Annotated in this window: 19 protein-coding genes; 8 read left to right on the top strand and 11 right to left on the bottom strand. The window is 66.4% G+C overall.

Annotated elements, in window-relative coordinates; all coding sequences use genetic code 11:
• The first annotated feature begins 11 nt into the window (after positions 1 to 11).
• The 3 genes from tssA to AC1RMD_RS05030 all read left to right on the top strand — a co-directional run bounded on the left by tssA (position 12) and on the right by AC1RMD_RS05030 (position 3,397).
• Positions 12 to 878 (top strand): type VI secretion system protein TssA, encoded by an 867-nt coding sequence (gene tssA / locus AC1RMD_RS05040; protein ID WP_492924237.1) that lies wholly within the window; start codon positions 12 to 14, stop codon positions 876 to 878.
• Positions 879 to 979: 101 nt separating this feature from the next.
• On the top strand, positions 980 to 2,695 hold the full coding sequence (locus AC1RMD_RS05035; RefSeq protein WP_492924235.1) for a methyl-accepting chemotaxis protein: 1,716 nt from the start codon (positions 980 to 982) through the stop codon (positions 2,693 to 2,695).
• 33 nt (positions 2,696 to 2,728) lie between these two features.
• Positions 2,729 to 3,397, top strand: a complete 669-nt coding sequence (locus tag AC1RMD_RS05030; RefSeq protein ID WP_492924233.1) for a tRNA-uridine aminocarboxypropyltransferase — start codon at positions 2,729 to 2,731, stop codon at positions 3,395 to 3,397.
• Here the strand turns inward: AC1RMD_RS05030 and AC1RMD_RS05025 are convergent.
• The 3 genes from AC1RMD_RS05025 to AC1RMD_RS05015 are packed head-to-tail and all read right to left on the bottom strand — an operon-like array spanning position 3,380 to position 8,684.
• Positions 3,380 to 6,262 (bottom strand): Hsp70 family protein, encoded by a 2,883-nt coding sequence (locus AC1RMD_RS05025; RefSeq protein ID WP_492924231.1) that lies wholly within the window; start codon positions 6,260 to 6,262, stop codon positions 3,380 to 3,382. The two genes, AC1RMD_RS05030 and AC1RMD_RS05025, sit on opposite strands and share 18 nt — an antisense overlap.
• Before the next feature lie 2 nt (positions 6,263 to 6,264).
• Entirely contained in the window at positions 6,265 to 8,109 is a 1,845-nt protein-coding gene (locus tag AC1RMD_RS05020) for an Hsp70 family protein (RefSeq protein WP_492924229.1), read from the bottom strand.
• Positions 8,106 to 8,684 carry a DUF2760 domain-containing protein gene (locus tag AC1RMD_RS05015; protein ID WP_492924227.1) on the bottom strand — a complete coding sequence of 193 codons (579 nt, stop codon included), beginning with the start codon at positions 8,682 to 8,684 and terminating at the stop codon, positions 8,106 to 8,108. The genes AC1RMD_RS05020 and AC1RMD_RS05015 overlap by 4 nt, the downstream gene beginning before the upstream one ends.
• A gap of 275 nt (positions 8,685 to 8,959) precedes the next feature.
• Between AC1RMD_RS05015 and AC1RMD_RS05010 the strand changes: the two genes are divergently transcribed.
• Positions 8,960 to 10,084, top strand: a complete 1,125-nt coding sequence (locus AC1RMD_RS05010; RefSeq protein ID WP_492924691.1) for a PA0069 family radical SAM protein — start codon at positions 8,960 to 8,962, stop codon at positions 10,082 to 10,084.
• Here AC1RMD_RS05010 and AC1RMD_RS05005 read toward each other — a convergent pair.
• Positions 10,076 to 10,759, bottom strand: a complete 684-nt coding sequence (locus tag AC1RMD_RS05005) for an O-methyltransferase (protein ID WP_492924225.1) — start codon at positions 10,757 to 10,759, stop codon at positions 10,076 to 10,078. The two genes, AC1RMD_RS05010 and AC1RMD_RS05005, sit on opposite strands and share 9 nt — an antisense overlap.
• A 78-nt stretch (positions 10,760 to 10,837) precedes the next feature.
• Here AC1RMD_RS05005 and AC1RMD_RS05000 point away from each other — a divergent pair, with 78 nt between their 5' ends.
• Positions 10,838 to 11,464: a TetR/AcrR family transcriptional regulator gene (locus tag AC1RMD_RS05000; protein ID WP_492924223.1), complete on the top strand. Its 627-nt coding sequence runs from the start codon at positions 10,838 to 10,840 to the stop codon at positions 11,462 to 11,464.
• On the opposite strand, the gene AC1RMD_RS04995 is transcribed toward AC1RMD_RS05000, so the two are convergent.
• Together AC1RMD_RS04995 and AC1RMD_RS04990 are read right to left on the bottom strand one after the other, a co-directional pair.
• Positions 11,461 to 12,027: a gamma-glutamylcyclotransferase gene (locus AC1RMD_RS04995; protein ID WP_492924221.1), complete on the bottom strand. Its 567-nt coding sequence runs from the start codon at positions 12,025 to 12,027 to the stop codon at positions 11,461 to 11,463. The genes AC1RMD_RS05000 and AC1RMD_RS04995 overlap by 4 nt on opposite strands.
• Before the next feature lie 18 nt (positions 12,028 to 12,045).
• A complete protein-coding gene (locus AC1RMD_RS04990; protein WP_492924219.1) occupies positions 12,046 to 12,960 on the bottom strand; it encodes a LysR family transcriptional regulator in 915 nt (304 codons plus the stop codon).
• Between the two features lie 89 nt (positions 12,961 to 13,049).
• On the opposite strand from AC1RMD_RS04990, the gene AC1RMD_RS04985 reads away from it, so the two are divergent.
• From AC1RMD_RS04985 to maiA, 3 genes are read left to right on the top strand one after another with little or no spacing between them, the layout of a single operon-like run.
• On the top strand, positions 13,050 to 13,586 hold the full coding sequence (locus AC1RMD_RS04985; RefSeq protein WP_492924217.1) for a VOC family protein: 537 nt from the start codon (positions 13,050 to 13,052) through the stop codon (positions 13,584 to 13,586).
• On the top strand, positions 13,583 to 14,605 hold the full coding sequence (locus AC1RMD_RS04980) for a fumarylacetoacetate hydrolase family protein (RefSeq protein ID WP_492924215.1): 1,023 nt from the start codon (positions 13,583 to 13,585) through the stop codon (positions 14,603 to 14,605). Before AC1RMD_RS04985 ends, AC1RMD_RS04980 begins: the two co-directional genes overlap by 4 nt.
• Before the next feature lie 3 nt (positions 14,606 to 14,608).
• Entirely contained in the window at positions 14,609 to 15,253 is a 645-nt protein-coding gene (gene maiA, locus AC1RMD_RS04975) for a maleylacetoacetate isomerase (protein WP_492924213.1), read from the top strand.
• Between the two features lie 12 nt (positions 15,254 to 15,265).
• Here the strand turns inward: maiA and AC1RMD_RS04970 are convergent, their stop codons facing one another.
• The 5 genes from AC1RMD_RS04970 to AC1RMD_RS04950 all read right to left on the bottom strand — a co-directional run bounded on the left by AC1RMD_RS04970 (position 15,266) and on the right by AC1RMD_RS04950 (position 23,966).
• Positions 15,266 to 17,308: a TonB-dependent receptor gene (locus AC1RMD_RS04970; protein WP_492924211.1), complete on the bottom strand. Its 2,043-nt coding sequence runs from the start codon at positions 17,306 to 17,308 to the stop codon at positions 15,266 to 15,268.
• An 18-nt stretch (positions 17,309 to 17,326) separates the two neighbouring features.
• Positions 17,327 to 19,150 carry an IucA/IucC family protein gene (locus AC1RMD_RS04965; protein ID WP_492924209.1) on the bottom strand — a complete coding sequence of 608 codons (1,824 nt, stop codon included), beginning with the start codon at positions 19,148 to 19,150 and terminating at the stop codon, positions 17,327 to 17,329.
• Complete coding sequence (locus AC1RMD_RS04960; protein ID WP_492924207.1) at positions 19,147 to 20,358, bottom strand: MFS transporter; 1,212 nt, start codon at positions 20,356 to 20,358, stop codon at positions 19,147 to 19,149. The genes AC1RMD_RS04965 and AC1RMD_RS04960 overlap by 4 nt, the downstream gene beginning before the upstream one ends.
• Positions 20,355 to 22,118 (bottom strand): IucA/IucC family protein, encoded by a 1,764-nt coding sequence (locus tag AC1RMD_RS04955; protein ID WP_492924205.1) that lies wholly within the window; start codon positions 22,116 to 22,118, stop codon positions 20,355 to 20,357. Before AC1RMD_RS04955 ends, AC1RMD_RS04960 begins: the two co-directional genes overlap by 4 nt.
• 135 nt (positions 22,119 to 22,253) lie before the next feature.
• A complete protein-coding gene (locus tag AC1RMD_RS04950) occupies positions 22,254 to 23,966 on the bottom strand; it encodes a diguanylate cyclase (RefSeq protein WP_492924203.1) in 1,713 nt (570 codons plus the stop codon).
• Between the last annotated feature and the right edge of the window lie 103 nt (positions 23,967 to 24,069).

Genomic DNA, 24,069 nt, shown 5'->3' with positions numbered 1-24,069 from the left:
GGAGGCGGAATATGTTCAGCATCGCTCAACTGCTACAGCCCATCAGCGCGGCGCAACCCTGCGGCGAGGACGTCGCCTTCAGCGCGGAGGTGGACCAGATCGCGCAGGCGCGCGTGTACGACGACCCCACGCTGGACCAGGGCGAATGGGTCTCGGCGCTGAAGGAGGCCGATTGGCCGCTGGTCGCCAGCCGCAGCGCCGGCATGATCGCCAGCCGCAGCAAGGACATGCGGCTGGCGGTGTGGCTGGCCGAGGCCTGCGCCAAAACGCGCGGGCTGCGTGGCCTGGGGGACGGTTACGCAGTGCTGGGCGGATTGTGCGAACACTATTGGGACGGCATGTACCCCGTCGCCGAGGACGGCGACTACGAACAGCGCATCGGCAACCTGTTCTGGCTCCTGGCCCGCACGCCGGTGCTGGTCAAGGAGATACCGTTGACGGAAGGCGCGGCGCTGCTGCCGGACGCCGAATACTGCCTCGCCATGCTGGCCGGCCTGGAACGCATCGTCGACCAGCGGCTGGGAGCGGACGGCCCGGGCTTCAGCGCCGCCAGGGACTGCCTGCAGGCCGTGATCCGAAGCGTGGCCCCGGTGGGCAGCGTGCCGGCATTGGCGGCCACTGGCGACGCCCCGGCCAGCCAGGTGGCGGTGGTTGCCAGCGGGACGCCGCAGGACCGTCGCCAGGCGCTGGCGCAACTGCGGGTAGTCGCCGATTTCTTCCGTCGCACCGAACCGCACAGCCCCGTCGCCTACCTGGCCGACAAGGCCGCCAGCTGGGGTGACATGCCGCTGCACGTCTGGCTACGCGCCGTGATCAAGGACCCTGCCGCCATCTCCAGCGTCGAGGAGCTGTTGGGCGCCCAAACCGCCGGCGAGTGAATAATATCTCTGAAGAAATATTTCCTTTGAGGCTATAGTTTTCCCCTAAATGGTGCTAGAGTGGATTGAACGGCCCATCCATCTCCATTTTGAGGACTGCTATGAACAACCTGAAAATCGGCACTCGCCTCGGTTTCGGCTTTTCACTCATCCTGTTGATGCTGACGGCGATGACCATCATCGGCATCCTCCGGCTGAGCAGCGCCAGTGCGCTGACCGACCGCATGATCAACGAGAAGATCCGCGACGAGCGGCTGATCGCGGAGTGGGGCAAGATCATCGAAGTGAACGCCGCCCGCACCACCGGCGCCTGGATGGTCGCCGATCCCGCCGACCAGAAGAAACTTGAAGGCATGATGGCCGAATCGTCCGGCCGCGCGACCAAGATCCAGGACCAGATCGGCGCCGGCATCGAAGACGAGGAACTCAAGCCCCTGTTCAAGAAGGTGCTCGATACGCGCAAGACCTACACCGAGATCCGCAAGGCCGTTTTCGCCGCCAAGAATGCCGGCGATCTGGAAAAGGGCAAGAGCCTCTACGAAGGCGACATGGCGCAAAGCCGTATCCTCTACCTGGACGCGTTGAAAAAATTCGCCGACAAGCAGGCGGAATTGCTGGACCGGGCTGCCGTCGAGATCCAGCAGCAGTACACCAGCGGCCGCACCTTGCTGGTGCTACTGGGATTGGCCGCGATCGTCATGGGCGTATTCGCCGCGTGGTGGATCACGCGCACCATCACCAATCCAATCAACGAAGCGGTGAAGGTGGCGGAGACGGTATCGTCGGGCGACCTGACCAGCGACATCCAGGTCAACAGCAGCGATGAAACCGGCCAGTTGATGAGCGCTCTCAAAAACATGAACACGAACCTGGTCAACATCGTCGGCCAGGTGCGCAATGGCACCGACCTGATGGCCCACGCTTCCACCGAGATCGCCGCCGGCAACCACGACCTGTCGTCGCGCACCGAGCAGCAAGCCAGCTCCTTGCAGGAGACCGCATCCTCGATGGAGGAGCTGACATCGACCGTGCGCTTCAACGCCGAGAACGCGCGCGAGGCCAACAAGCTGGCCGTCACCGCATCGGAAATCGCCAGCCGTGGCGGCGCCGTGGTGGGTGAAGTGGTCAGCACCATGGGCTCGATCAACGACTCGTCGCGCAAGATCGTCGACATCATCTCGGTCATCGACGGCATCGCCTTCCAGACCAATATCCTGGCCTTGAACGCGGCGGTGGAAGCGGCGCGCGCCGGCGAGCAGGGGCGCGGCTTCGCCGTGGTGGCATCTGAAGTGCGCAACCTGGCGCAACGTTCGGCCGCCGCCGCCAAGGACATCAAGGGCTTGATCGACGATTCGGTGCTGAAGGTGGCGCAGGGTTCGGACCTGGTCGACAAGGCCGGCCAGACCATGAGCGAGATCGTTGTCAGCATCGGCCGCGTCACGCAGATCATGACGCAGATCAGCCACGCCAGCGAAGAGCAGAGCGTCGGCATCGCGCAGGTGAACGACGCGATCACGCAGATGGACCAGGTAACGCAGCAGAACGCGGCGCTGGTGGAGGAGGCCGCAGCGGCGGCCGAATCGATGCAGGAGCAATCGGCCAAGCTGGCTGACGTGGTCAGCGTGTTCAAGCTCGATGCGTCGCAGATGGCGACGCAGGCGCGCGCCTTGCCGCCTGTGCGGCCGCGCGATGCACTGCGGCCCCTGCGTCCGGCGCCGGCGCCTGCGGTGAAGGCTCCGGCCCGCAAGGCGCTGGCCGCGGCGCCCAAGCGTGCGGCAGTCGCCTCCGCCAAGGACGGCGACTGGGAAGAGTTCTAAGCGCGCCCCGCGCCTTCGGTACAATGGCGGTCTATGACGACCAGTACCGACGGCGCCGCCGCACCATCCATTCCATGTTCCACGCGCGCGCTGTGCGCTGCCTGTCTGCGTCCGCGGCGGACCTGCATCTGCCGCTGGGTAGCGGCGCTGCCGAATCAGGTGGAGGTGCTGATCCTTCAGCACCCGATGGAAGTGAACAACGCCAAGGGCAGCGCGCGCCTGCTGCATCTGAGCCTGGCCAGCAGCCGTCTGGAAGTGGGCGAGGCCTTCGCGCCGGAGCGCTTGCAGGCGCTGTTGTCGCCGGAGCGGCGCAGCGTGCTGTTGTATCCCGATACGGCGGCCGATAGGTCGCTGGGCCTGGCCGCAGCGCAGCCGTTCGATGCGGACTGGTTGCGCGAACCGCAGCTTCTGCGGCTGGTGGTGCTGGACGGGACCTGGCGCAAAAGCCGCAAGATGCTGTACCTGAATCCTGTGCTGCAAGCCTTGCCGCGCCTGCCGCTGCGCGACACGCCACCGTCGCACTACCTGATCCGCAAGGCGCACCTGCCGGACCAGTTGTCCACGCTGGAGGCCACGGTCTACGCGCTGGCCCAACTGGAGAACGATATAAACAAATTCAATCCGCTGATCGACGCCTTCGATGGTTTCGTCGCCCAGCAAGCTGGCTACGTTGCGCGGCCGCCGTCAGGCGATCAGCTTTAAGCCCGGCGGCAGGGCTTCGCCCAGCATGCGTTTTTCGTCGGCCTGATCGAGCTGCACCACCTCGCGCACCATCGCGCTCCAGTTGGCCGGCGCGCCAACGGCGGCAAGGCGCCGCAGGATTTCCTCCCGCAGCGTTTCGCCGATGTCGCGGGTACGGTCGCCCGTCATGCGCGCCAGGTGGGCTGCGGCGAAACCGGCCGGCTCCACCTTCTTCCAATCCAGCGACTGGATCGCGGTCAGCCATTGTTCGACGACGGCTGTTTCCACCACATCGTGCGCGCTGCCGTGGAAGGGCTGGCGCGCGCCGACCCGGCTCAAGCCCCACAGGAAGCGCGCCTGCGCCGCTTCGGCTTTGCCAACTTCGGCGGCCCCGCTACGGGTTTTGTTGGCGGCGGCTTTGACGGCGGCCCTGGTCGCCGCTTCGAGCTGGCCCAGCATCCAGGCGCCGATTTCGGCCTTGTAGTTGCCAGGGATGCGTTCCAGCGATGCGCCCAGGCGCAGCATGTCTTCCTCGCTGCCGTTGACCAGCGTTTGCGGACGGCGTCCGCGTTCCTGTGCGTCGGCTTGCACGTTGAAGGCGAAATCGTCCAGCACGCGCAGCTGCGCTTCCACACTCAGGCCGCCGGCTACGCGGCGCCACAGCGTCCACCATTCGGCGCAGACCTGACTGTCCTTGTGGTGCTGGATGCCGGTGTCGAACATGGCCCACAGCTGCTCGATGCGCCATTCGTCCAGCGTGTAGCCGAAGCCAGGACGCAGGCAGTAGCCGCTCAGGTTCAGCCACGCGCGTTCGTGCTCGGACGAGCGGCGGCGGCCTTTGGCGCGCTGCATCAGTGCGTCGAACAGGCGGCGCAGCAGCGGCGTGGCCCAACTTTCGCGGCCGCCCAGCAGGTGTTCGAGTTGCGCGCGCAGCTGCTTGACTTCCTTGATGTCGACCTGCTGCGCGCGGCTGCCGAAGATGCGGTCGATCTTGTCGATGGCGGCGTCGAAGCCGGCCGGCATCGGCGCTTCCTGCGGCGCTGCTGCATCGGCTGCGCCATCATCGACGGCGGATTCGCCGCGCAGCTGGAACTCCAGCAGCCAGCGCTGGGCGCCTTCGATAGCGACGCAATGCACGTCCAGCGTGCCGACTTCGCTCAACGTGGCGGTCAGCTGCACCGGGATTTCCTTGCGGGCGTCGGCGCTGCTGCTGTCGCGCAGCACGGTGGCGATCGGCGGCAGCTGGATGTACTCGTCGGCTTGCAGCTCGACCAGCTCGCCGGCTTGCGGCGGCGCGGTTTCGGAGATCGACGAAGCCAGATGGAAGCGCACCGGCCGGCCGAGGCGCAGCGCGAAGGTGCGGTCGGCCAGCAGGATCTCGCGGTTCTCCACACTGCCGCGCGGCAGGATGCAGATCGCGCGGCGCGGCTTGTCGTGGCGCGCTTCGTCGTCGAGCAGCAGGAAGTAGCTGCGCGGGGAACCACCGCCGATCACCGGCGCTTGTCCGGCCTGGCCCAGCGCGTAGGCGACGCCGCCGCGCGCTACCGCCACATCCGGATTGTCATTGTGCAGAACCTGCAGCGGCTGCCCGCGCCAGTTGGCCAACGTGGCTTCAAGGCGGCTGGCCAGCGCGTCGGCGCGGAACACGCCGCCGTTGAGCAGCAGCGTGTCCGGGATAGGGATGGCGGCGGAGTCGTCGGCCGCGAAGCCCAGCGCCTCGCGCGCGGCCGCCGCGTGCTGGCGCAGGAAGCTGGCGAGGTGGCGCGTGATCGCCGCGTCGCTGGCATAGGGCAGGCCGAATTCGACGATGGCGCCACGGCCGCGCCGCGCGGGTTCCTGCGTTTCATTGAGGGGGAAGAAGCCGTCCACCACCAAGGCCGCGACTTCCTCGCGCGTCAGGTCGGCCGAGCGCGAACCGCCGATCAGGCGCGAGCCGGAGCCGAGCAGGGTGACGGTGGTTCTCTCCGGCGCATCGGCCGCCAGCAGCAGCTCCTTCGCCGCCCGGCAGCGCTCCGCCAGCTGCGACAGGCTGCTGGCGGACAAACGCGCCGCCGCACCGCCGGCATTCGACGCCATGCGCGTCTCGACCAGATGCGCCAGCGCCAGGTCCATATTGTCGCCGCCGAGTATCAGGTGGTTGCCCACGCCGATGCGGCTGATCTGCGGTTGGCCTTCGAGCATCTCGACTTTGATCAGACTGAAGTCGGTGGTGCCGCCGCCGACGTCGCACACCAGCACCAGACGCGTGTCCGCCAGGTCCGTGGACAGCGTCGCCCGCTGGCGGAACAGCCAGTCGTAGAATGCCGCCTGCGGTTCTTCCAGCAAGCGCAGGCCGGGCAGTCCGGCCATGCGCGCCGCCTCCAGCGTCAACGCGCGCGCGCCTTCGTCAAAGGATGCGGGTATCGTCAGCACCAGCTGTTGGAGTTCCAGAGGATGCGCAGGGAAGCGGGCGTTCCACGCCGCCCGCACATGCGCCAGGTACGAGGCGCTGGCGGCGACCGGCGACACCTTGGCCACATCGGCCTCCGCGCCCCACGGCAGTATCGGTGCCATGCGGTCCACCTGGGGATGGGACAACCAGCTCTTGGCGCTGGCGACCAGGCGACCCGGCACCTGCGCGCCCAGCTTGCGCGCCAGGCGCCCGACCACTACCTGCGACAGGCCCGCGACATCGGCCGAGGACCACGGCAGTTGCAGGTCGCCGTCCGCCAGCTCACCCTGCGCTGGGTGATAGCGCAGCGAAGGCAGCAGCGCACCGGCGGCGACTTCGCCGGGCGCCACCAACTGCTCGATCTCGAACAGGCGGATCTGCGCGCTGCCCGGTTCCGAATAGGCCAGCACCGTGTTGGTGGTGCCGAGATCGATGCTGACGACGTATTGACTCATGCTCAGGCGGCGCGTACGTCGAACTCCACCTTCCAGCGCTGGCCGTCGTTGGATACTGCCTGCAGCTCCAGCGTGCCCGACTCGGTCGCCATTGCATGCAAGCGAACCTGCACCACGTCGCTGGTCTGGCGGCCTTCCGGCGACAGTGTCGCCTGAATCTCGTTCAACTCGATCAGCTCATCGGCGCTCCAGAAGTCCAGCAGGTCGCCGATCTGGTCCTGGCGGCGCACCGACGAACCGAAGAAGCGGAACTGCACCGGTTCACCGACCACCAGGCCGAACTCCTGGTTCGGCAGTTCGATCTCGTTGCCTTCCTCCATGCCGAACGGCGCCACGCACAGCGCCTGGATCGGCGGTTCCATGCCGGGGATAGCCGGCATCGACGATTCGATCGCCACGTAGTAGGAACGCGCCGTACCGCCGCGGATGCGCACACCGCTGCCGCGACGCACGTAGCTGTAGTAAGCCGCGCCGCGCGCCACCGCCAGGTCCAGGTCCGCGCCGCCCAGCATGCGGGCGGGCTCGGAGCCTTCCAGGTACAGCCAGTCGTTGATGGCGCCCATGATGCGCTGCGACAGCAACTCCGACTTGAACACGCCGCCGTTGAACAGCACCGCAGTCGGATGCAGGAAGGTCGCGTCGGCGGTTTGCTTGCCGACGTAGCCTTCCAGTTCGCTGGTCGCGCCCAGCTGGCGCGCCAGGAAGGCGGCCAGGTGGCGCGTGATGCCGGCGTCCTGCGCATACGGCAGGCCAAGCTGCGTCAGGCCTGCGCGCGTGCGCACCGCCGGACGCGCCGACGCCTCCACCTGCGGGAAGAAGCCGTCGAGAATAAAGGTGGTCACTTCGTCGCGCGTCAGTTCGGTGCGGATCGAACCGCCGATCAGTTTCGAGCCACGGCTCGGCACCACGATAGGCCAGGTATCGACGCTGGCGTCGGCCAGCAGTTTTTCCTTGGCGCTGCGGCAGCCGTAGGTCAGCGCGCGCATTTGCCAGGCGTCGAGCTGGGTGCCGTTGGCGGCCAGCTTGCGCGCCACCAGGTGCGCCAGCGCCAGGTCCATATTGTCGCCGCCGAGCAGAATGTGGTCGCCCACCGCGATGCGGTGCGGTTCCAGTACGCCGTCGCGTTCCAGTATGGCGATCAGCGAAAAGTCGCTGGTGCCGCCGCCCACGTCCACCACCAGGATGATGTCGCCCGGCTTGACTTCCTTGCGCCAGCGGCCTTCGCTGCCCTGGATCCAGCTGTACAGGGCCGCTTGCGGCTCTTCCAGCAAGGTCAGGTTGGTGTAGCCGGCGGCGCGTGCCGCATCGGCAGTCAGTTCGCGCGCGCCCGGGTCGAACGATGCGGGGATCGTCACCGTCACCGCCTGCTCGCCGAACGGGGCGTCAGGGTAGGCCTGCTCCCATGCCTTGCGCAGGTGCGTCAGGTAGCGGGTCGAGGCTTCCAGCGGCGAGACGCGCGACACTTCTTCCGGCGCGTCGTTCGGCAGCAGCGCGGAGCGGCGGTCGACACCCGGATGGCTCAACCAGCTCTTGGCGCTGGAGACCAGGCGGATAGGCGTGGTGGCGCCACGGCTGCGCGCCATCTCGCCGGCGACGGCGGTTTGTTCTTCCGGCGACTGCTGCCATGGCAGGCTCAATTCGCCCGGCGCCAGTTCGTCCGCATGCGGCAGATAGAGGAAGGACGGCAGCAACGGCAGCTCTTCCACCGTGCCCGGTGCGGTCAGCTGCGGAATGGCCAGCACGCCGTGCTGGGTTTTCTCGCCGTCGCTGGCGCCCAGGTCCACATAGGACAGCGCGCTGTGCGTGGTGCCAAGGTCGATGCCGATGGCGTAGCGTGGGTCGCTCATAATTCCACCTCCGCCGGCGCCAGGATGGCCGCGTCGTGTGCTTCGGCCAGTTTCGGCAGGCGCACGTTGGTGGCGCGCCAGCCGCGATGGCTCAAGGCGCCGCGGAACGGCGCGCTGCCGACCACGTTGCCGGTCAGGCGCACGGCGCTGGCGTCGAAGCCTTCTTCCAGCACCACGCGGCTGCCTTCTGCCTCGCTGCGCACCGCTTCGATGGTGAAGTGCTCGCGCAGCACTTTGCTGCAGCCTTCATGCACCACGCGCGCGGCGGCGCCGATGTCGGCGTCGGAATAGGCGCTCAGGTTTTCCTGGGTGAAGTCGATCAGGCGCGCTTCGCGCTGGAACAGACTCAGAAGCTGCAAGGCGGCGTCCGGCGTGGCGACGCGCAGCGTCTGCGCAGGTGCAGGCGTTGGGGCGGGTGCTGGCGCAGCCACGGGCGCGGCGGCCGGCTGCGGCGCGTCGTCGATGCGGGTCAGGCGGGCGGCGTAGTCGGCGTCGGACAGGGCGCGGAAAAACGCGCCGATGGCGATGGAAATCCTGCTAAAAAAAGACGGCAATGGTTGAGTCGAATTGTTCATATTGTTTGCTCGTATCGGGTGAGCCGGGACGCCGCATCGGCGGCATCCTGGCGAGGTGTGGGTTGGGGGCGCGCGTGGCGCGGGGAAATTCCGTCCCCCGGAACCCAGCATGATACCAGCTTGGCCACTTGGTTCCCAAGAAGGCAAGCATGCACCTTTGATATTTCGCTTGATATCGTCATTTTAAGCGCATAGAATACTGTATATGTATACAGTAGTTTGGTGACGCCATGTCTTACGATGAAACCCACGATGAAAATAATCAAGAGCATGTGATGCTGCTTCCGCAGTCGCTGAAGGCGCAAAAAGGCCGTGGCGCGGTGTCGAACCTGCAGGGCCGGTTCGAGGTCCACGCCCGCGAGGCCTATGACGACGGCTGGGAACGCGAAGAGGAAGAGGCCGCACCCTGGAAAACTCAAGTCACGGACGAGCTCTGCAAGTCCATCCTCAGCCGCAACGCTTCGCCGGACTTGCCGTTCAGCGTCTCGCTCAATCCCTACCGGGGTTGCGAACACGGCTGCATTTATTGTTTCGCGCGGCCCACGCACAGCTATCTCGGCCTGTCGCCCGGCATGGACTTCGAGAGCAAGATCTTCGCCAAGATCAACGCGCCGGAAGTGTTGCGGCGCGAGCTGGCCAAGGCCGGCTATGAACCGGCCTCGATCGCGCTCGGCGTCAATACGGACGCCTACCAGCCCTGCGAGCGCGAACGCAAGCTGACCCGCCGCGTGCTGGAGGTGCTGCAGGAATGCCAGCACCCGGTCGGCCTGATCACCAAGTCCTCGCTGATCGAGCGCGACATCGACATCCTGTCGGCGATGGCGGCCCGGCAGCAGGCCGGCGTCGCCATCACGCTGACCACGCTGGACCCGGCCATCGCGCGCACGCTGGAGCCGCGCGCGGCAGCACCGGCGCGCCGCCTGCGCACGATACGCACGCTGACCGACGCCGGCATTCCGGTCGCGGTCAGTGTGGCGCCCATCATCCCCTTCGTCACCGAGCCCGATCTGGAGCGTATCCTGGAGGCGGTGAAGGAGGCCGGCGCCGTCAGCGCCCACTACACGGTGCTGCGGCTGCCATGGGAAGTGGCGCCGCTGTTCCATCAGTGGCTGCAAGCGCATTTCCCGGAGCGGGCCCGGCGCGTGATGAACCGCGTGCGTGAAATGCGCGGCGGCAAAGACTACGACAGCAACTTCGGCGCCCGCATGAAAGGCGAGGGCGTGTGGGCCGAGCTGATACGCCAGCGCTTCAAGATCGCCACCGAACGCCTCGGACTGACCGGGCGCGGCAGCCGCTTTCACAACATGGACGTCTCGCAGTTCACGCGTCCGCTGGTGGTGCCGCCGCTGGGCGCGCGGGCCAAGGCGGCGGCCGACGCCGGCCAGCTGGACTTATTTTGAGGAGGCCGCCACGCCGATGTTGACGGAGAGTTCGACATCTGCCGCGAACGGCAGGGACATGAACCCGGACGCAGACGAGCGCACCAGCGCCACGTAGTCCGGATTCATGTCGGCATTGTCCGCGATGACGAGCGCGCCCGGGCGCAGCCGGCTGCGCACCAGGCCGAGGATCTCGGGATACAGCGCCTTGGCGCCGTCGAGCAGCAGCAGGTCGACCTGCTCCGGCAGATCGTTTGCCAGCGTTTCCAGCGCATCGCCGGCGCGGATGTCCACCAGGTCGAGCAGGCCGCCTTGCGCCAGATGGTCGCGCGCCCGCCCCACCTTGGTCGGCTCGAACTCGCTGGTGATCAGATGGCCACCGCCGTTGTCGCGCAGGGCTGCCGCCAGGTACAAGGTCGAGATGCCGAACGACGTGCCGAACTCGACGATATTGCGGGCACGGCAGCTGCGCGCCAGCATGTACAGCAACTCGCCGGTCTGGCGCGACACCGGCAGCGGCACATCCTTCAGCCGATGGTAGAGGTTGAGGTATTCGGTCTTGCTGCGCATCAGGCGTTCGCGCTCGTCCTTGGACAGTTCGGCGACGGCCGGAATCGCGGCGATCTGGACGGCGTCGGCTTCGGCAAACAGGCGGTCGAGCAGCGACGCCACGGGATGATTGGTCAGGGTTGTCATGGTGATTCCTTTCGAATGAAGAGTGGATATAATATGAAGAATCCTTCATGTTTCATATTCGCATTCGGAACCGCCCCTATGACAGACCCCGCAAAAGCCCCAATCTCCTCGCGCAGGAAGCCCAAACAGGCGCGCTCGGCCGACCTGGTATCGGCCATTCTTGAAGCGGCTATTCAGGTTTTGGCGAAGGAGGGCGTGCGCCGCTTCACCACCACGCGGGTGGCGGAGCGTGCCGGCGTGAGCGTGGGATCGGTGTACCAGTACTTTCCGAACAAGGCGTCGATCCTGTTCAGGTTGCAGGCGGATGAGTGGCGGGAAACCACCGAGATGCTGGTCAACATCCTGCAAGACACGCAGAAGCCGCCGCTGGAGCGGCTGCGCATTCTGGTTCACGCCTTCCTGCGCTCGGAATGCGACGAGGCCGAGATCCGCACCGCGCTGAACGATGCCGCCCCGTTCTATCGCGACACACCCGAAGCACATGAGACGCGCTCGGCGGCCGACCGCATCATCGAGGTCTTCATGCACGAAGTTCTGCCTACAGCGACAGACAGTGTGCGCACTTTGGCGGGCGATCTGGTCATGACGACCTTCAGTTCAGTCGGCAAACAGTTCTCGGAAACACCGCGCACCGAGCAAGAAATACACACCTATTCGGAAGCGCTGGCCGACATGCTGTGCGCCTATCTCGCCGGCCTGAACTAGTTCTTCAGCGCGGCCAGATGACGTTCGATCTCGAACACATGCTGGTCATGGCGGCCCAGTTCGCGCAACGCGCTGGCCAGATGGTTGAGGTAGTCGCTGTTCGGCCCGCTGGGCCCGGCGGAGCGGGCGATGTGCTGCGCGATCTCCTGCTCGGAGGCGGCGCCGAGGAAGGCCGTGTTGTCCGGCGTGGCGATGTAGACCAGGCCTTCAACGCTGTCGCCGTCTTCAAACGCGATGGCGATTGCCAGCCGCAGGTAGCCGTTCTTCTCGCGATGGTCCAGGTGAGCGAACACTTCCGGCGTCACCAGGTAGGCCATGCCATGGCACACCGCACCGGGCTCTTCGATGATGGTCACGACCCGGCCCGGCGCGTCCGGCGTGCCGCGATGGTCGTGCGAGCCTTGCCAGAAACGCCGCGTCCAGTTGGCGATGCTGGCCGGACGGCGTTCAAGGTAGGGGAAGTCGGCCTTGTAAATCAGTGAGCCGTAGCCGAACAGCCAAACGCTGTGGTGGCCGTCGAACTGGTCCATCTTCTGATTGATGGCGATGGTGTCTGCTGTCATGCGTCAATTATAAAACGTTCAGCCCTGCGGCACATTCCACTGATGCGCTGCTGCAAATTCCTGCAGGAAAGCGACGAAGCTCTCGGCCGCCGGGGACAGCGCCCGCGCGTTGCGGGTGTAGACGAAGAAGCGCCGCGTCAGCGCCGGCGATTCCAGCGGCCGCATCTGCAAGCCGTACAGCTGCACCATCTTTTCCGCATACGGCAGGCACACCGTGATGCCCAGCCGCGCATGCACCATGGCCAGCGCGGTGGTCATGAAGGTCACCTCGTTGTACGGACTCAGCGACTGTTCGCGAAACGAGGCGTGCATGTCGCGCAACAGCCGCTCGGTGAACTGGCCTTGCAGCGAGATCAGCGGATATTCGTTCACATCGGCCCAGGTGATGCGCTTGCGCTGTTCCAGCGGATGGCCGGGCGGATACACCACCACGAACGGCATCTCAAACAGTGGCTGCGCTTCGATCTCGGCGGTGGTATCGCGGTCCGGGCCGATGCCGAAGTCGGCCTCGCCGCTGAACACCCGCGCCGACACCATCTCGACCGGGCTGTCGGCCAGCCACACCTGCACGTCTGGATAGCGCGCCTTGTAGGCCGCGATCACCTCCGGCATCAGCGTGCAGGACAGCATCTGCGGCGCCGCCACCCGCACCGAGCCTTGCTTGAGCGCCTTGCGGTTGGCGATGTCGGCCATGGCGCGGTCCAGGTCTTGCAGCATCTTTTCGAACAGCGGCGTCAGCTCGCGGCCGATCTCCGATAGCTGCGCTTTACGCGTGGTACGCTCGACGACGCGCACCCCCAGCATCTGCTCCAGCTCCTTGATCTGGCCGCTGAGCGCCGATTGGGTCACATTGAGATGCTCCGCGGCCAGCGTAAAGCTGCCGGTCTTGGCGAGCGCCACCAGGGCGCGCATCTGGCGCAAACTAGGATTCATCGGGAAATCTGATAAGTGGGATGGAAAATATCGTTTGTATGATATCTGAAATTCGCCTTTAATGCGGAATGACCCAGTTGGAGACAAATATGAAAATCAAGCAGATACACCACGTGGCCTACCGCTGCATCGACGCCAAGCAGACCGTCGAGTGGTACGTCAAACACCTGAACATGGACTTCGTGCTGGCCATCGCCGAGGACGAAGTGCCGTCCACCAAGGCCCCGGACCCGTACATGCACGTGTTCCTGGACGCCGGCCACGGCAACGTGCTGGCCTTCTTCGAGCTGCCGACCCAGGCGCCGATGGACCGCGACCACAACACCCCGGCCTGGGTGCAGCACCTGGCGATGGAAGTCGAGACCATGGACGAACTGCTGGCCGCCAAAGAGCGCCTGGTCGCCGCCGGCATCAACGTGATCGGCCCGATCAACCACACCATTTTCAAATCGATCTACTTCTTCGACCCGAACGGCCACCGCCTCGAACTGGCGGTCAACACCGGCACGCCGGAGATGATGCAGAAGCTCGACGCCGTCAAATGGGAGATGCTGGAAGAGTGGTCCCAAACCCGCAAGGCGCCCAAGCACGCCGCCTGGATGCACGCACCGGAGGTGAAAGCATGAAGCTCGCAACCCTGAAAGACGGCAGCCGCGATGGCCGCCTGGTGGTGGTCAGCCGCGACCTGTCGCGCTACCAGCACGTACCGAAGATCTCCGCCACCTTGCAGCACGCGCTGGACAACTGGGAGCTGGTGTCCCCGCGCCTGGAGCAGGTCTACGCCTCGCTGAACACCGGCGACGCCGTCGACACCCATCCGTTCGACCAGCAGTACTGCCATTCGCCGCTGCCGCGCGCCTACCAGTGGGCCGACGGCTCGGCCTACATCAACCACGTTGAGCTGGTGCGCAAGGCGCGCAACGCCGAAGTGCCGGCCTCGTTCTACACCGATCCGCTGATGTACCAGGGCGGCTCGGACAGCTTCATCGGCCCGCGCGATCCGATCTTCGCGCTGTCGGAAGAGTGGGGCATCGACCTGGAAGCCGAGGTGGCCGTCGTCACCGGCGACGTGCGCATGGGCGCCAGCACCGACGACTGCGCGAAAGCAATCCGCCTGGTCATGCTGGTCAACGACGTCTCGCTGCGCAACCTGATCCCGAACGAATTGGCCAAGGGCTTCGGCTTCTTCCAGTCGAAAGCCGCCAGCGCCTTCTCGCCGGTGGCCGTCACGCCGGACGAACTGGGCGCGCATTGGGCCGGCACCAAGCTGCACCTGCCGCTGCTGGTCGATCTGAACCAGCAGCCCTTCGGCAAGCCGAACGCCGGCGAAGACATGACCTTCAACTTCGCGCAACTGGTGGCGCACGCCGCCGCCACGCGTGAGCTGGCGGCCGGCACCATCATCGGTTCCGGCACGGTGTCGAACAAGCAGGGCAACCTGCACGGATCGAGCATCGCCAACGGCGGCGTGGGCTACTGCTGCCTGGCCGAAGTGCGCATGTACGAGACCATCGAAAGCGGCAAGCCGCAAACGGCCTTCCTCAAATTCGGCGACAGCGTGCGCATCGAGATGAAGGACGAGCAGGGCGCCAGCATCTTCGGCGCCATCGAGCAAACCGTCACGCACTACCAAGAGCGCAGCTAAAGCATGAAGCTTTATACCTACTTCCGCAGCACTGCCGCCTACCGCGTGCGCATTGCACTGAACCTGAAAGAACTGGCCTACGACGCCGTGCCGGTGCACCTGCTGCGCGACGGTGGCGAACAGTTGGCCGATGCCTACCGTGCGCTCAATCCGTCGTCGCTGCTGCCGACGTTGGACGACGACGGCAGCGTGATCGGCCAGTCGCTCGCCATCATCGAGTACCTGGAGGAGACGCGCCCACAGGTGCCGTTGCTGCCCGCCGGCGCAGCCGACCGTGCCCGCGTGCGCGCACTGGCGTTGACGGTGGCGGCGGACACTCACCCGCTCGGCAACCTGCGCGTGTTGAAGTACCTGAAGGGTGAGTTGAGGGTGACCGAAGAGGCCAAGGTGGAATGGCAGCAGCACTGGCTGCGCACCGGGATGGCGACGCTGGAACGGCTGTTGGCCGGCGATGCGCGCACCGGCCGCTACTGCCACGGCGACACGCCGACGCTGGCCGACTGCTGCCTGGTGCCGCAGGTGTTCGGCGCCCAGCGCTTCGGGGTGGACATGGCGCCGTATCCGACCGTCATGCGCATCTTCGAAGCCTGCGCCGAGCTGCCCGCCTTCCAGCAGGCGCACCCGTCGCAGCAGCCGGACGCCGAATAGGCGCCGGCAGGATCAGAACCGGCTGGTCAGCGTCACGCTCGCATTGCGCGGCGCGCCCGGCTGGATCTGCACGTTGTTGATGGCCGATTCATGGAAGCGCGCATTGCCGACGTTGTTCAACTTGAACCGCACGTCGTACCGCTTGCCGCGATAACCCAGCGCCGCGTCCACGCGGCCGTAGCCGGGCAGGCGCACGGCATTGTCGGACAGCGCGAACTGGTCGCCGCTGAGCAGCACGCCCAGGCCGGCGTTCCACGCGCCGCCCAGCTCCTGGTCCACCCACAGCGACGCCCGGTGGCGCGGCGTCATCTCGGCCCGGTTACCTCTCGGGATGTCGTTGGACGCCACGATGCGCGCATCGTTGTAGGTGTAGGACGCGTTCAAACGTCCGCCTTGCCACAGCGCGCCTTGCAGCTCCAGCTCCACGCCCTGGTTGCGCTGCTTGCCGACTTGTAGCTGGCGCAGGCCGGCCGGATCGGTCGGATCCAGCGTCAACTGGTTGCGCTGCTCGATGCGGAACAATGCGGCGGTGGTATAGAAGCGGCCGCCCAGCCATTCCTGCTTGTAGCCCACTTCCTGCAAATCTGTCTGCATAGGCTTGACCTGCGACAGCGGCGTGCTGCCGCTGTAAAGCAGGTCGCCGCCGCCCGGTTGCGACGAGCGGCTTAAATTCAGATACCACGATTGTCCGTCCAGCGGCTGGTACACCAGGCCCGCGCGCGGCGAGACGACGTTGTCGGTGCGTTCGCTGAACACTTTGCTCAGGCGATTGGTTTGCTCCTGCCGGAAGCGGTCGAAGCGCACTCCTGCCAAGGCCTTCCACTGCGGCGTGATGGTGAATTGGTCCTGCAAGTACAGCGCCTGCGTTTTGGCGGTGAACGCGTTGTTCAGCGCCACCGGCAGGGCGCCCAGGTTCGGCGCCGGCAGCACGTGCTGCGGCGCGTACAGGCTGACCGGATAGGCGATGCCGGTTTGCGCGGTGATCATGTCGCGCTGCTGGTTCGATAACTCCAGCCCAATCAGCAGCGCATGCTGGTCCAGCATGTACGCCAGCTCGGTTTGATTGATCAGGTTGCGCTGCGTCTGCGGAAAGTAGGTGACCTGGCGCGACACGGTTTTGTCGGCGTTGACGCGGCGGTTGCGGGTGTTCACGCCTTCAAGTTCGGTGCGGCTGTATTGGAAGGTGTTCTCCAGCTTCAGGCGGCCGTTGAAGCGGTGCTCCAGTTTCGCCTTCGCCATGTCGCTGTCGGTGCTGGTGTAGTCATAGCTTTCGCCGTAGTAGGTCGATGGCGATACCGCGACCGGACGGCCCGCCAGCGACGGCACGCCGCGATCCGGCGTGCGGTCTTCGCGCTGCACCTCGGCTTGCAGCAACAGCGAGGTGGCTGGCGACAGCGCAAACTTCAGCGATGGCGCCAGCAGCTTGCGCGTGTGTTCGACCACGTCGCGATAGCTGTCGCCGGTGTCGTAGACGGCGATCAGGCGGCCGTTGATGCTGCCGCTCAGGGCGCCGCCGGCGTCGACGCTGACGCGCTGCTCGCTGTCCGATCCCAGCGTGGCCGAGACTTCGGTTTCCTGTTTGGCGCGCGGTTGCTTGCTGACGCGGTTGATCAGGCCACCGGCCGAGCCGCGGCCATACAGCGCCGCCGCCGCGCCCTTGATCACTTCGATTTTTTCGACCGTGGCCAGGTCGCGCGAATACAGCGTGTCGTCGCGCACGCCATCGAGGCTGGTGTCGCGCAGCGAGTAGAAGCCGCGAATGTAGAACTCATCGCGCCGGCCTTCGCCCTGGCCGGCGACCACGCTGCTGACGTAGTCCAGCGCATCCTTGCTGGTCAGCGCGGCGCGATTGCGCAGATTTTCCTCGGTGACCACGCTGATCGATTGCGGTGCGTCGAGCAGGCTGCCCGGGGTCTTGGCGCCGCCGACGGTCGCGGCCAAGCCGTCGCTGGAGCCGGTCACAGTCACCTGCTGCATGGTTTGGATGTCGTCCGCCTGGGCGGAGAAAACGAAGCCTGCCAGCAGCAGGGGTAGGGGTTTAAGTACTGTTTTCATTGTTTTGGAGTGCTGTCGTTATAAAGATGCCGCCGCGCCGTTGACGACGCCAAGCGGGTGATACAAGGGAAGATAGCTGGCTTGGCGGTCGGCCTGGCGCAGGAAGCGCGTCAGCAGATTGCCTTTGGCCGGCAGAGGCTCGCCCGCCAGCAGACCCCGGATGCGGCGGCTGGCGGACGGATTGGGGTATTTCGCCAGATAGTCCTGCAGCGTGTTGCGCAGCACTCCCCACAGGCCCAGGTACAGCGTGTGGTTGCCGTTGGCGATGCTGGCGATGACCTCGCACAGGTTGTTGACGAACAGGCAGTAGCCGATGCGGGTCCAGGCCCGTTCATCGGTGCAGCACAGCGCGGACAGCGTGCCGGGTTCCAGCTGCATGGCGCGGGCCAGCGCGTGCGCCTGCGGCGCAAGCCGCGTAAGTTCCAGGTCGCGCAAGATAAAATGGCTGGGCGCACCTTCGCCGTCAAGTCCGACCACCGTGTTTTGCATATGCGGCTCGAACGCCACGCCGTGCTCGAACAGCAGGTACAGGATAGGATGCACCGCGGTTTCGGCGTAGCGCGCGAACCAGTGGCGCGCGGCTTGCTCCAGCGTATAGCCGCGATGCAGCGCGTAGCGTTCGATCTGGGCGAAAACCCGCTTGCGTCCATGATCGCCGTTGCCGAACAAGGCGGCGCACACGATCGGCTGCACGCCCTGTTGCAGCAGGCCGGCCACGCCCTCGCGCAGCAGCACGCCGAAGCCGTTGCTCAGTTCCGGGTCGGCGCCGGGCAGGTCGATGGTGACGTAGGCCTGCTCCTCCATCACGCGGAAACCCGGAAAACGGCTTTGCATGTCGGCCTGCACGGTGCGGTACAGCCGCGTGCCGGTCAGCGCGCTTTGCAGTTCGTGGCGGGCGTTGTTGCGGATGCAGTTGGTGATGCGCATATTCAGCGACAGTTTGACGAAAGAGGCTGCGTCCTCGGCCAGCAATGTGCGCACCGACGCCGTGGGATGGAAGGGGCGGCCATGGGGGCCAAGGTCGAGGATCTCGCCGCTCCGCAAGGCGCTGGCGATGCGTGGCTGAAGGCGCATCCAGCCGGCCTGCCACGGATGCAGCGGCAGGATCGCGCCGCCGTCGCCGGGCTGCAGGCCTTGCGCGCCGAGTTTTTGCAACGCATCGGCGTCGACGGCGTCGCTGAGCAGCCAATCTTGCGGCAGTTGGAAGTAGTGCAGGCGCATGCTGGCCTGGTGTTCCGGCGAGTAGTCGCGCTGCTCGGCGGGCGACCAGTCGGAGCGGCTTTTCGGCGCAGGGTGGAAGGGGTGGCCGGTCAGCAGCCCCTGTTCGCTCTCGATATACAGCTGCAGGGGCGTGGCGCCGGCTGCGGCGGACGGCAGCGCCGGCGCCGGGCGCCGGTCCAGCACGTCCTGCATGGTGGCGATGCTGTCGCCGATCTGTTGCAGCAGTTCGTCGTTGAACGGTGTCGCGGCGCGGCAGGACAGGTCTTCGATGATGAGGCGCGCCAGTTCTCGCCAGCCGGCTTCGCGCCAGGCCTCCTGTCCTGTGCGCAGGTGGATGCTGGTGGTGTAGTCGAAATTGGCGGTCGCCGACACGTGCAGCACGCCGACGCACAACTGGCTGCCCAGGCGGGGCAGGGCGATTTCCAGCACCTGTCCCCGATAATCGGCAGGCATCGCCGGATGCCCGCTGCGGCTGGCCGGCAAAACGGCCAGCGTATGTTCCTGGATTGCCACTTCACGCGCATAGCAGTTGATCAGCAGCCGGCCGTGCTGGCGCTCGGCGAAGTTCTCGGTTTCGGAAGGGGTGGGCTGCAGATGTTTGGGTAACAGCGGTGAGTTCATAGCAGTTTCCATTTCATTGAAATAAACAGCGCGGCGACAACGGCAGTCCCCAGCCAGAGCGGCGCGGCGTAGCCGAGCGACGGCGCCAGCAGGCTGGCCAGCAGGCCGGCGCTGACTGCGCCCCATTTGTTGGCCCCTTCCAGGCTGCCGAAGTGGCGGCCGGCGCGCTCGATGGTGGAGGTGGCAGCGGCCAGCGTGTTGATGGCAAGGTAGGCGCCGGTCATGCCTATGCCCATCAGGATGCGGCCGGCCAACAGCAGCGGCAGCGTGTCGGCCAAGGCCTGCAGCAGCAGGCCGGCGCTGGTCAGCGCGGCGTACCATCCGAGCGCGGCCCGGGCATTGGCGTAACCGAGCTTGCGTCCCAAAGGCCACGCCAACAACAGGAACAGGGCGTGCGGCAGGCCGAACATCACTCCGGCGGTGGCGGCGCCGATCTGCAGCCGCTGCGCGAGGTCGCTGACAAAGTAGGGATAGGTGAGAACGGTGCCGATGGCGAACAGCGCCTGCAACCGGTACAGGTTCACGGCGCTGACACCGCAACCGGCGGTGGCGATGGCCGGCGCGCCGGATGGTGCGCCGGTGTTCGCGCCGGCCGGCGCCGGCACCGGCCGGCGCGGCGCACCGGCGTCCGGCAGCAGGTGCAGCACCACGCAGGCGGCGCCGGGGAACAACGCCAGGTACAGGAACAGCTGCAGCATGTTGGCGTGCCCGCTCATCATGCCGATCAGTGCGGGGCCGGCGAACAAGGCGGTGCGCGCCGACGCCTGCATCACGCCGAGCAGTGTCGCCAGCCGCGCTGGCGGCAGTTGTTCGGCCAGGTAGGCGTTGGACGCGGAGAAGGTCCCGCCGAGCAGCCCTTGCAGCATCAGGCCCAGCGCGAACTCCAGCGGCGTGCGCGCCAGGCCGGTGAGGATGAAGCTGAGGCACAAGCCTGCGTGCGCCCGCATCAGCGAGGCGCGGCGGCCGATGCGGTCGGCCAGCCGTCCCCAGGCCGGATTGGCGATGGCCGCGGCCAGTGTCGGCAGCGTGAAGTACCAGCCGGCCAGCGCCGCCGACGGCGCGTTCGCCGGGAAGCTCGCTTCCAGGATCTGCGCGTAGAACGGCGGCATGCACAAGGCGGCGAAGGCCGCGCCGAAGTGGCCGGCGACCGTGACCATCACCGCGCGCGTCAACCCGGCCTGCGGCGACGAGGCCTGCGCCAGGTTCATGCGTTGCCGCCACGCTTGACCGGCGCCGCCAGCGGATTGCCGACTGTGCGCAGGCGCGGCGTGCTCCATCCCAGCAGGCGGCGCGCGGCCAGGCACTCGATCCGCAGCTGCGCGCCGAGCAGGTCGAACTCGCGATGGCGGGCGGCGTGCGCCGGAAAGCGCGACAGATACGCTTGAACGGTGCGCGCGGCCTGAGCCCAGAACAGTGCCTCCGCATAGCCGTGATGGCACTCCAGCCGCCACGCCAGTTCTCCCAGATTGATAAAGAACAGCACTTCCAGCAGGTAGTCGCGCGCCTCCGCCGGCGAGTCGAACATAAATCCGGCGCTGGCGTTGAGCGCGTTGCGGTAGGCCGGTGCGCTGCGCAGGCCGGCCAGTTGGGCTTCGCCGGTGGCGCCTTGCAGATAGTGCAGGCCGCCGGGCAGGTCGCGGATGGCGATGCGGCGCGGCAGACCGTCGCGCAGTATCAGCAGGGTGTTTTGCGCATGGCATTCAAGCAGCACGCCGTGCGCCATCATCAGGTGCAGAAGGGGCGGGACGCTGGCCTCCAGCAGCGCGGCCACCCAGCGCTCGGCGCCGTGCCGCGCCAGCCACGGGCCGATGGTCAGCTCGCGGTCGGAGATCAGCGTCGTCAGGGCCGTCATCGGGAGTACCTGCTCGCCCTCGGCCAGCACCGACTCCGGCGCGCTGCGCCAGATCGCGCCCAGCATGCCGTAGGCGCCGGTGCGCTGGCGCGACGCGGCGATCGTGATGCCGGCCGGCTCGGCCAGTACCGCCAATCGCTGGCCGTCGGCGAAAAAGGCATCGTCGCGGCAGATGGTCGCCAGCCAGCGCGAGATGATGGGCGCGTTGTGCACGTGGTGGTCGGAAAGGATGCGATCGGCCGAACTGTTGGCGATGGCCAGCGGCAGCTTCAGGTTGCCGCAACCATCGGCCGCCAGGCGGCTGAGCGAGCGTATCGATTGCTGCGCCAGCCATTCGGCGCGGCCTGCGCCCAGGTGCAGCAAGGTGCCGTCGGCCAGCCAGTCGGCGAAGTGCTGGGCGACGCCGTGCTCCCATTGCCACGGATGCACCGGCATCAGGCGGTAGCGCGCCGGCGCCTGGCCCTGTGCTTCGATCTGATCCAGCAGGCGGCGGTACTCGTCCGTTCCCAGTTGCGACGCGACGAAGCTGTCGTAGTCGAGCTCCGGCAGCGTATGGGTTTCGCTGGCTTCGCGGTCGATCGCCAGCCAGGTCAACACGATAGCCTGCGCGAATTCCGGGCCGTAGCGCCGGTGCTCGTCGATGCTGAAGCCGATGCGCGAGCGGAAGCACGGATGATATGGATGGCCGTCGCCCAGTTCCGCTTCCTGCAAAGCGTAGGGCGATTGCAGCGTGGCCTGTGGTGTCGCCGTCATCGACCAGGCCTGTTTGAGCGCGGTCTGCTGCAGCTCGGCGACGAAGCGGCGCAAGGCCTCCGCCTGCGGTTGCAGGTGCCGCACCAGCGCCGCCACCAAGGCGGCGATGTCCGGGTTGGGATCGCCGGTGCCGCGCACCTCGCCGCACAGTCGCACGCGGTCGAATGCGCTGTGGCCGGCGATATCGATGTGGTAGACCAGCGGCGTGTCGTGCTCGTCCCGGCCTTCCAGCCGCAGGCGGTCCCGCTGCGGGGTGACGGCGCCGTTCAGGCAGCCCTCATTCCAGAAGGCTTCGATGAATTGACGCAGCGTGCGGTCGCGGGCGGCCGCATAGTGGGGAAGGAATGCAAGGGGGTGGGGCATGGCGGCGTCTATAAATTGAAAGCTTGTCGTAAATGCTATGCCACCAGATTAGCTCCGGCATCGGTGAATGTCAATACAAATGATAATGATTCGTATTTGAGTTGCGGGGCGAGGCACGCCGCGCAAGCCGCCAGATCAGGCGCTGACCACCCGGTCGCGCCCTTCGTGCTTGGCCTGGTAGAGCGCCTTGTCGGCGCGCGAGATCAGCGACGAGGCGCTGTCCGGCGCTCCTTCCGGCATCGACGCCGCCACGCCGATGCTGACGGTGAGCGCGATCGTTTCGCCGTTGTCGCCCTCGATGCGCAGCTCGGCGACATCGCTGCGCAAGCGTTCGGCGGCGCCGCTGGCGACGTCGATTTGGGTTTCCGGCATCAGCAGCACGAACTCTTCGCCGCCGAAGCGCGACGCCATGTCGATATTGCGCATGCCGCCCGCCAGCGCCTTGGCGACCGCCAGGATGGCGCGGTCGCCGGCCTCGTGGCCGTAGACGTCGTTGACGTTCTTGAAGTGGTCGATGTCGACCATCAGCAGCGACAATGGATGCTTGAAGCGGCGGCTGCGTTCCAGTTCCTTGTTGATCTGCTCCGTCATGCGGCGGCGGTTGCCGATGCCGGTCAACGGATCGGTGGTGGCCAACTGTTCCAGCTTGGTGTTGGCGATCATCAGCTCCAGCGTGCGTTGCATCACCCGCGCTTCCAGCAGGTTGCGTTCATCGTGCAGCGCGGACAGCGTCTGGCGGCGCCCGCGCAGCGCGACGATCAGCGCCGAAATCAAGATCCCTTCCAATACGATCAAGGTGGCGCCGGCCAGTATCTGCCACAGGTATTGCTCGAACACGCTGCGCGGGCGGTTGAGCCATTGCGCCGTCGGCGGAATGTTCTGCAAGTTGAAACGCTGTGCCGCGCCGTAGTCGAACAGGTAGCCGGGTATGCCGGCGATGTCGGCTTTCCGCTGCATCAGGATGGCGGCGATGGCGCGGCCTATGCGCTCCGCGCTGACCACGTAGCCGCCGACCACGCCGGGCACCACGATGGCCTCCCAGTTGGTGAACACCGGCACCTGCGTGGTGGCGGCCAGCTGGCGCGCGATGTCCACCGGCCGGCGCCGCGCGCCGGTGACGTCGTGGTAGGTGGGCAGCAGGAAGATGGCGCTGCCGGGCCGCAGCAGCGCGGCCAGGCGGAAGATCTCGCCGTGGCTGAGTTGATCCCAGTATTCGAAGCGTATCTGCTTGTCATAGGCGGCGGCCGCCTTGCGCACGCCGGTAACCGATTCCTGCATGCGTTCCGTGCTGTCGCCGATCACCACGATGTGGCGCACGTCCGGCGCCACTTGCGGGATGACGCCGATGGCCCGTACGAAATCCGCATGGACCTGGTAGCCAGTGCCGTCGGACGGCGTCCAGTCCAGGCGTCCATGGTTGACGTAGTGGCGCGGCACGCCGCGGAACAGCTTGGGACGTTCGCTGAGGAAGCGCGCCGCCACATAGTTCTCGGTGATGATGGCGTCGAACCGGATGTGGGCGTACTTGGTGCGCAGGTATTGCTCCATGCCGGCCTGCGCCTGCTCGTCGCCCACGCGCACGGCATCGAAGCGTTCTTCGAAAATGCCCAGCATGGAGGTCAGGTTCTTGTCCGCCAGTTCGGCCGACAGGCCTTTTTGGATCAGGCGTTGCCAGGCCGACGCGGAATCGGAACCCAGCGAATACAGCACCAGCACCTTGCGCTCGCCGACGGCCCATGCGGGCGCCGCCAGCATCGACATCAGCAGCGCGCAGCAAAGCAGTAGCCGGCGCCAGCAGTGGCGTGGCCAGGTTCCGTGCGCGGCAGGCGGGTGATCCTTGTGCGGCATGGTCGGCGCTGACTCCGAAGGCAAAAATGGCGTATCCGGCGAAATTTGCATTCAGGCAAGTCTAGCATGCTTTCTTTTGCTGTTGTTGCTGGTGTGGTGCGGT

The sequence above is a fragment of the Duganella sp. GW822-FHT06D06 genome, assembly GCF_058799615.1.
The sequence above is the reverse complement of the archived record's forward strand: the minus strand, read 5'-3'. Positions and strand labels throughout refer to the sequence as shown.

Coding starts and splice junctions, on each gene's coding strand:
- AC1RMD_RS05020 (WP_492924229.1), bottom strand. CDS start 8,109: ATGAGCGACCCACGCTACGCCATCGGCATCGACCTTGGCACCACGCAC.
- AC1RMD_RS05025 (WP_492924231.1), bottom strand. CDS start 6,262: ATGAGTCAATACGTCGTCAGCATCGATCTCGGCACCACCAACACGGTG.
- AC1RMD_RS04995 (WP_492924221.1), bottom strand. CDS start 12,027: ATGACAGCAGACACCATCGCCATCAATCAGAAGATGGACCAGTTCGAC.
- AC1RMD_RS04955 (WP_492924205.1), bottom strand. CDS start 22,118: ATGCCCCACCCCCTTGCATTCCTTCCCCACTATGCGGCCGCCCGCGAC.
- AC1RMD_RS05000 (WP_492924223.1), top strand. CDS start 10,838: ATGACAGACCCCGCAAAAGCCCCAATCTCCTCGCGCAGGAAGCCCAAA.
- AC1RMD_RS04980 (WP_492924215.1), top strand. CDS start 13,583: ATGAAGCTCGCAACCCTGAAAGACGGCAGCCGCGATGGCCGCCTGGTG.
- AC1RMD_RS04960 (WP_492924207.1), bottom strand. CDS start 20,358: ATGAACCTGGCGCAGGCCTCGTCGCCGCAGGCCGGGTTGACGCGCGCG.
- AC1RMD_RS05035 (WP_492924235.1), top strand. CDS start 980: ATGAACAACCTGAAAATCGGCACTCGCCTCGGTTTCGGCTTTTCACTC.
- AC1RMD_RS04990 (WP_492924219.1), bottom strand. CDS start 12,960: ATGAATCCTAGTTTGCGCCAGATGCGCGCCCTGGTGGCGCTCGCCAAG.
- AC1RMD_RS04965 (WP_492924209.1), bottom strand. CDS start 19,150: ATGAACTCACCGCTGTTACCCAAACATCTGCAGCCCACCCCTTCCGAA.
- AC1RMD_RS05015 (WP_492924227.1), bottom strand. CDS start 8,684: ATGAACAATTCGACTCAACCATTGCCGTCTTTTTTTAGCAGGATTTCC.
- AC1RMD_RS04970 (WP_492924211.1), bottom strand. CDS start 17,308: ATGAAAACAGTACTTAAACCCCTACCCCTGCTGCTGGCAGGCTTCGTT.
- tssA (WP_492924237.1), top strand. CDS start 12: ATGTTCAGCATCGCTCAACTGCTACAGCCCATCAGCGCGGCGCAACCC.
- AC1RMD_RS05010 (WP_492924691.1), top strand. CDS start 8,960: ATGCTGCTTCCGCAGTCGCTGAAGGCGCAAAAAGGCCGTGGCGCGGTG.
- maiA (WP_492924213.1), top strand. CDS start 14,609: ATGAAGCTTTATACCTACTTCCGCAGCACTGCCGCCTACCGCGTGCGC.
- AC1RMD_RS05030 (WP_492924233.1), top strand. CDS start 2,729: ATGACGACCAGTACCGACGGCGCCGCCGCACCATCCATTCCATGTTCC.
- AC1RMD_RS04950 (WP_492924203.1), bottom strand. CDS start 23,966: ATGCCGCACAAGGATCACCCGCCTGCCGCGCACGGAACCTGGCCACGC.
- AC1RMD_RS04985 (WP_492924217.1), top strand. CDS start 13,050: ATGAAAATCAAGCAGATACACCACGTGGCCTACCGCTGCATCGACGCC.
- AC1RMD_RS05005 (WP_492924225.1), bottom strand. CDS start 10,759: ATGACAACCCTGACCAATCATCCCGTGGCGTCGCTGCTCGACCGCCTG.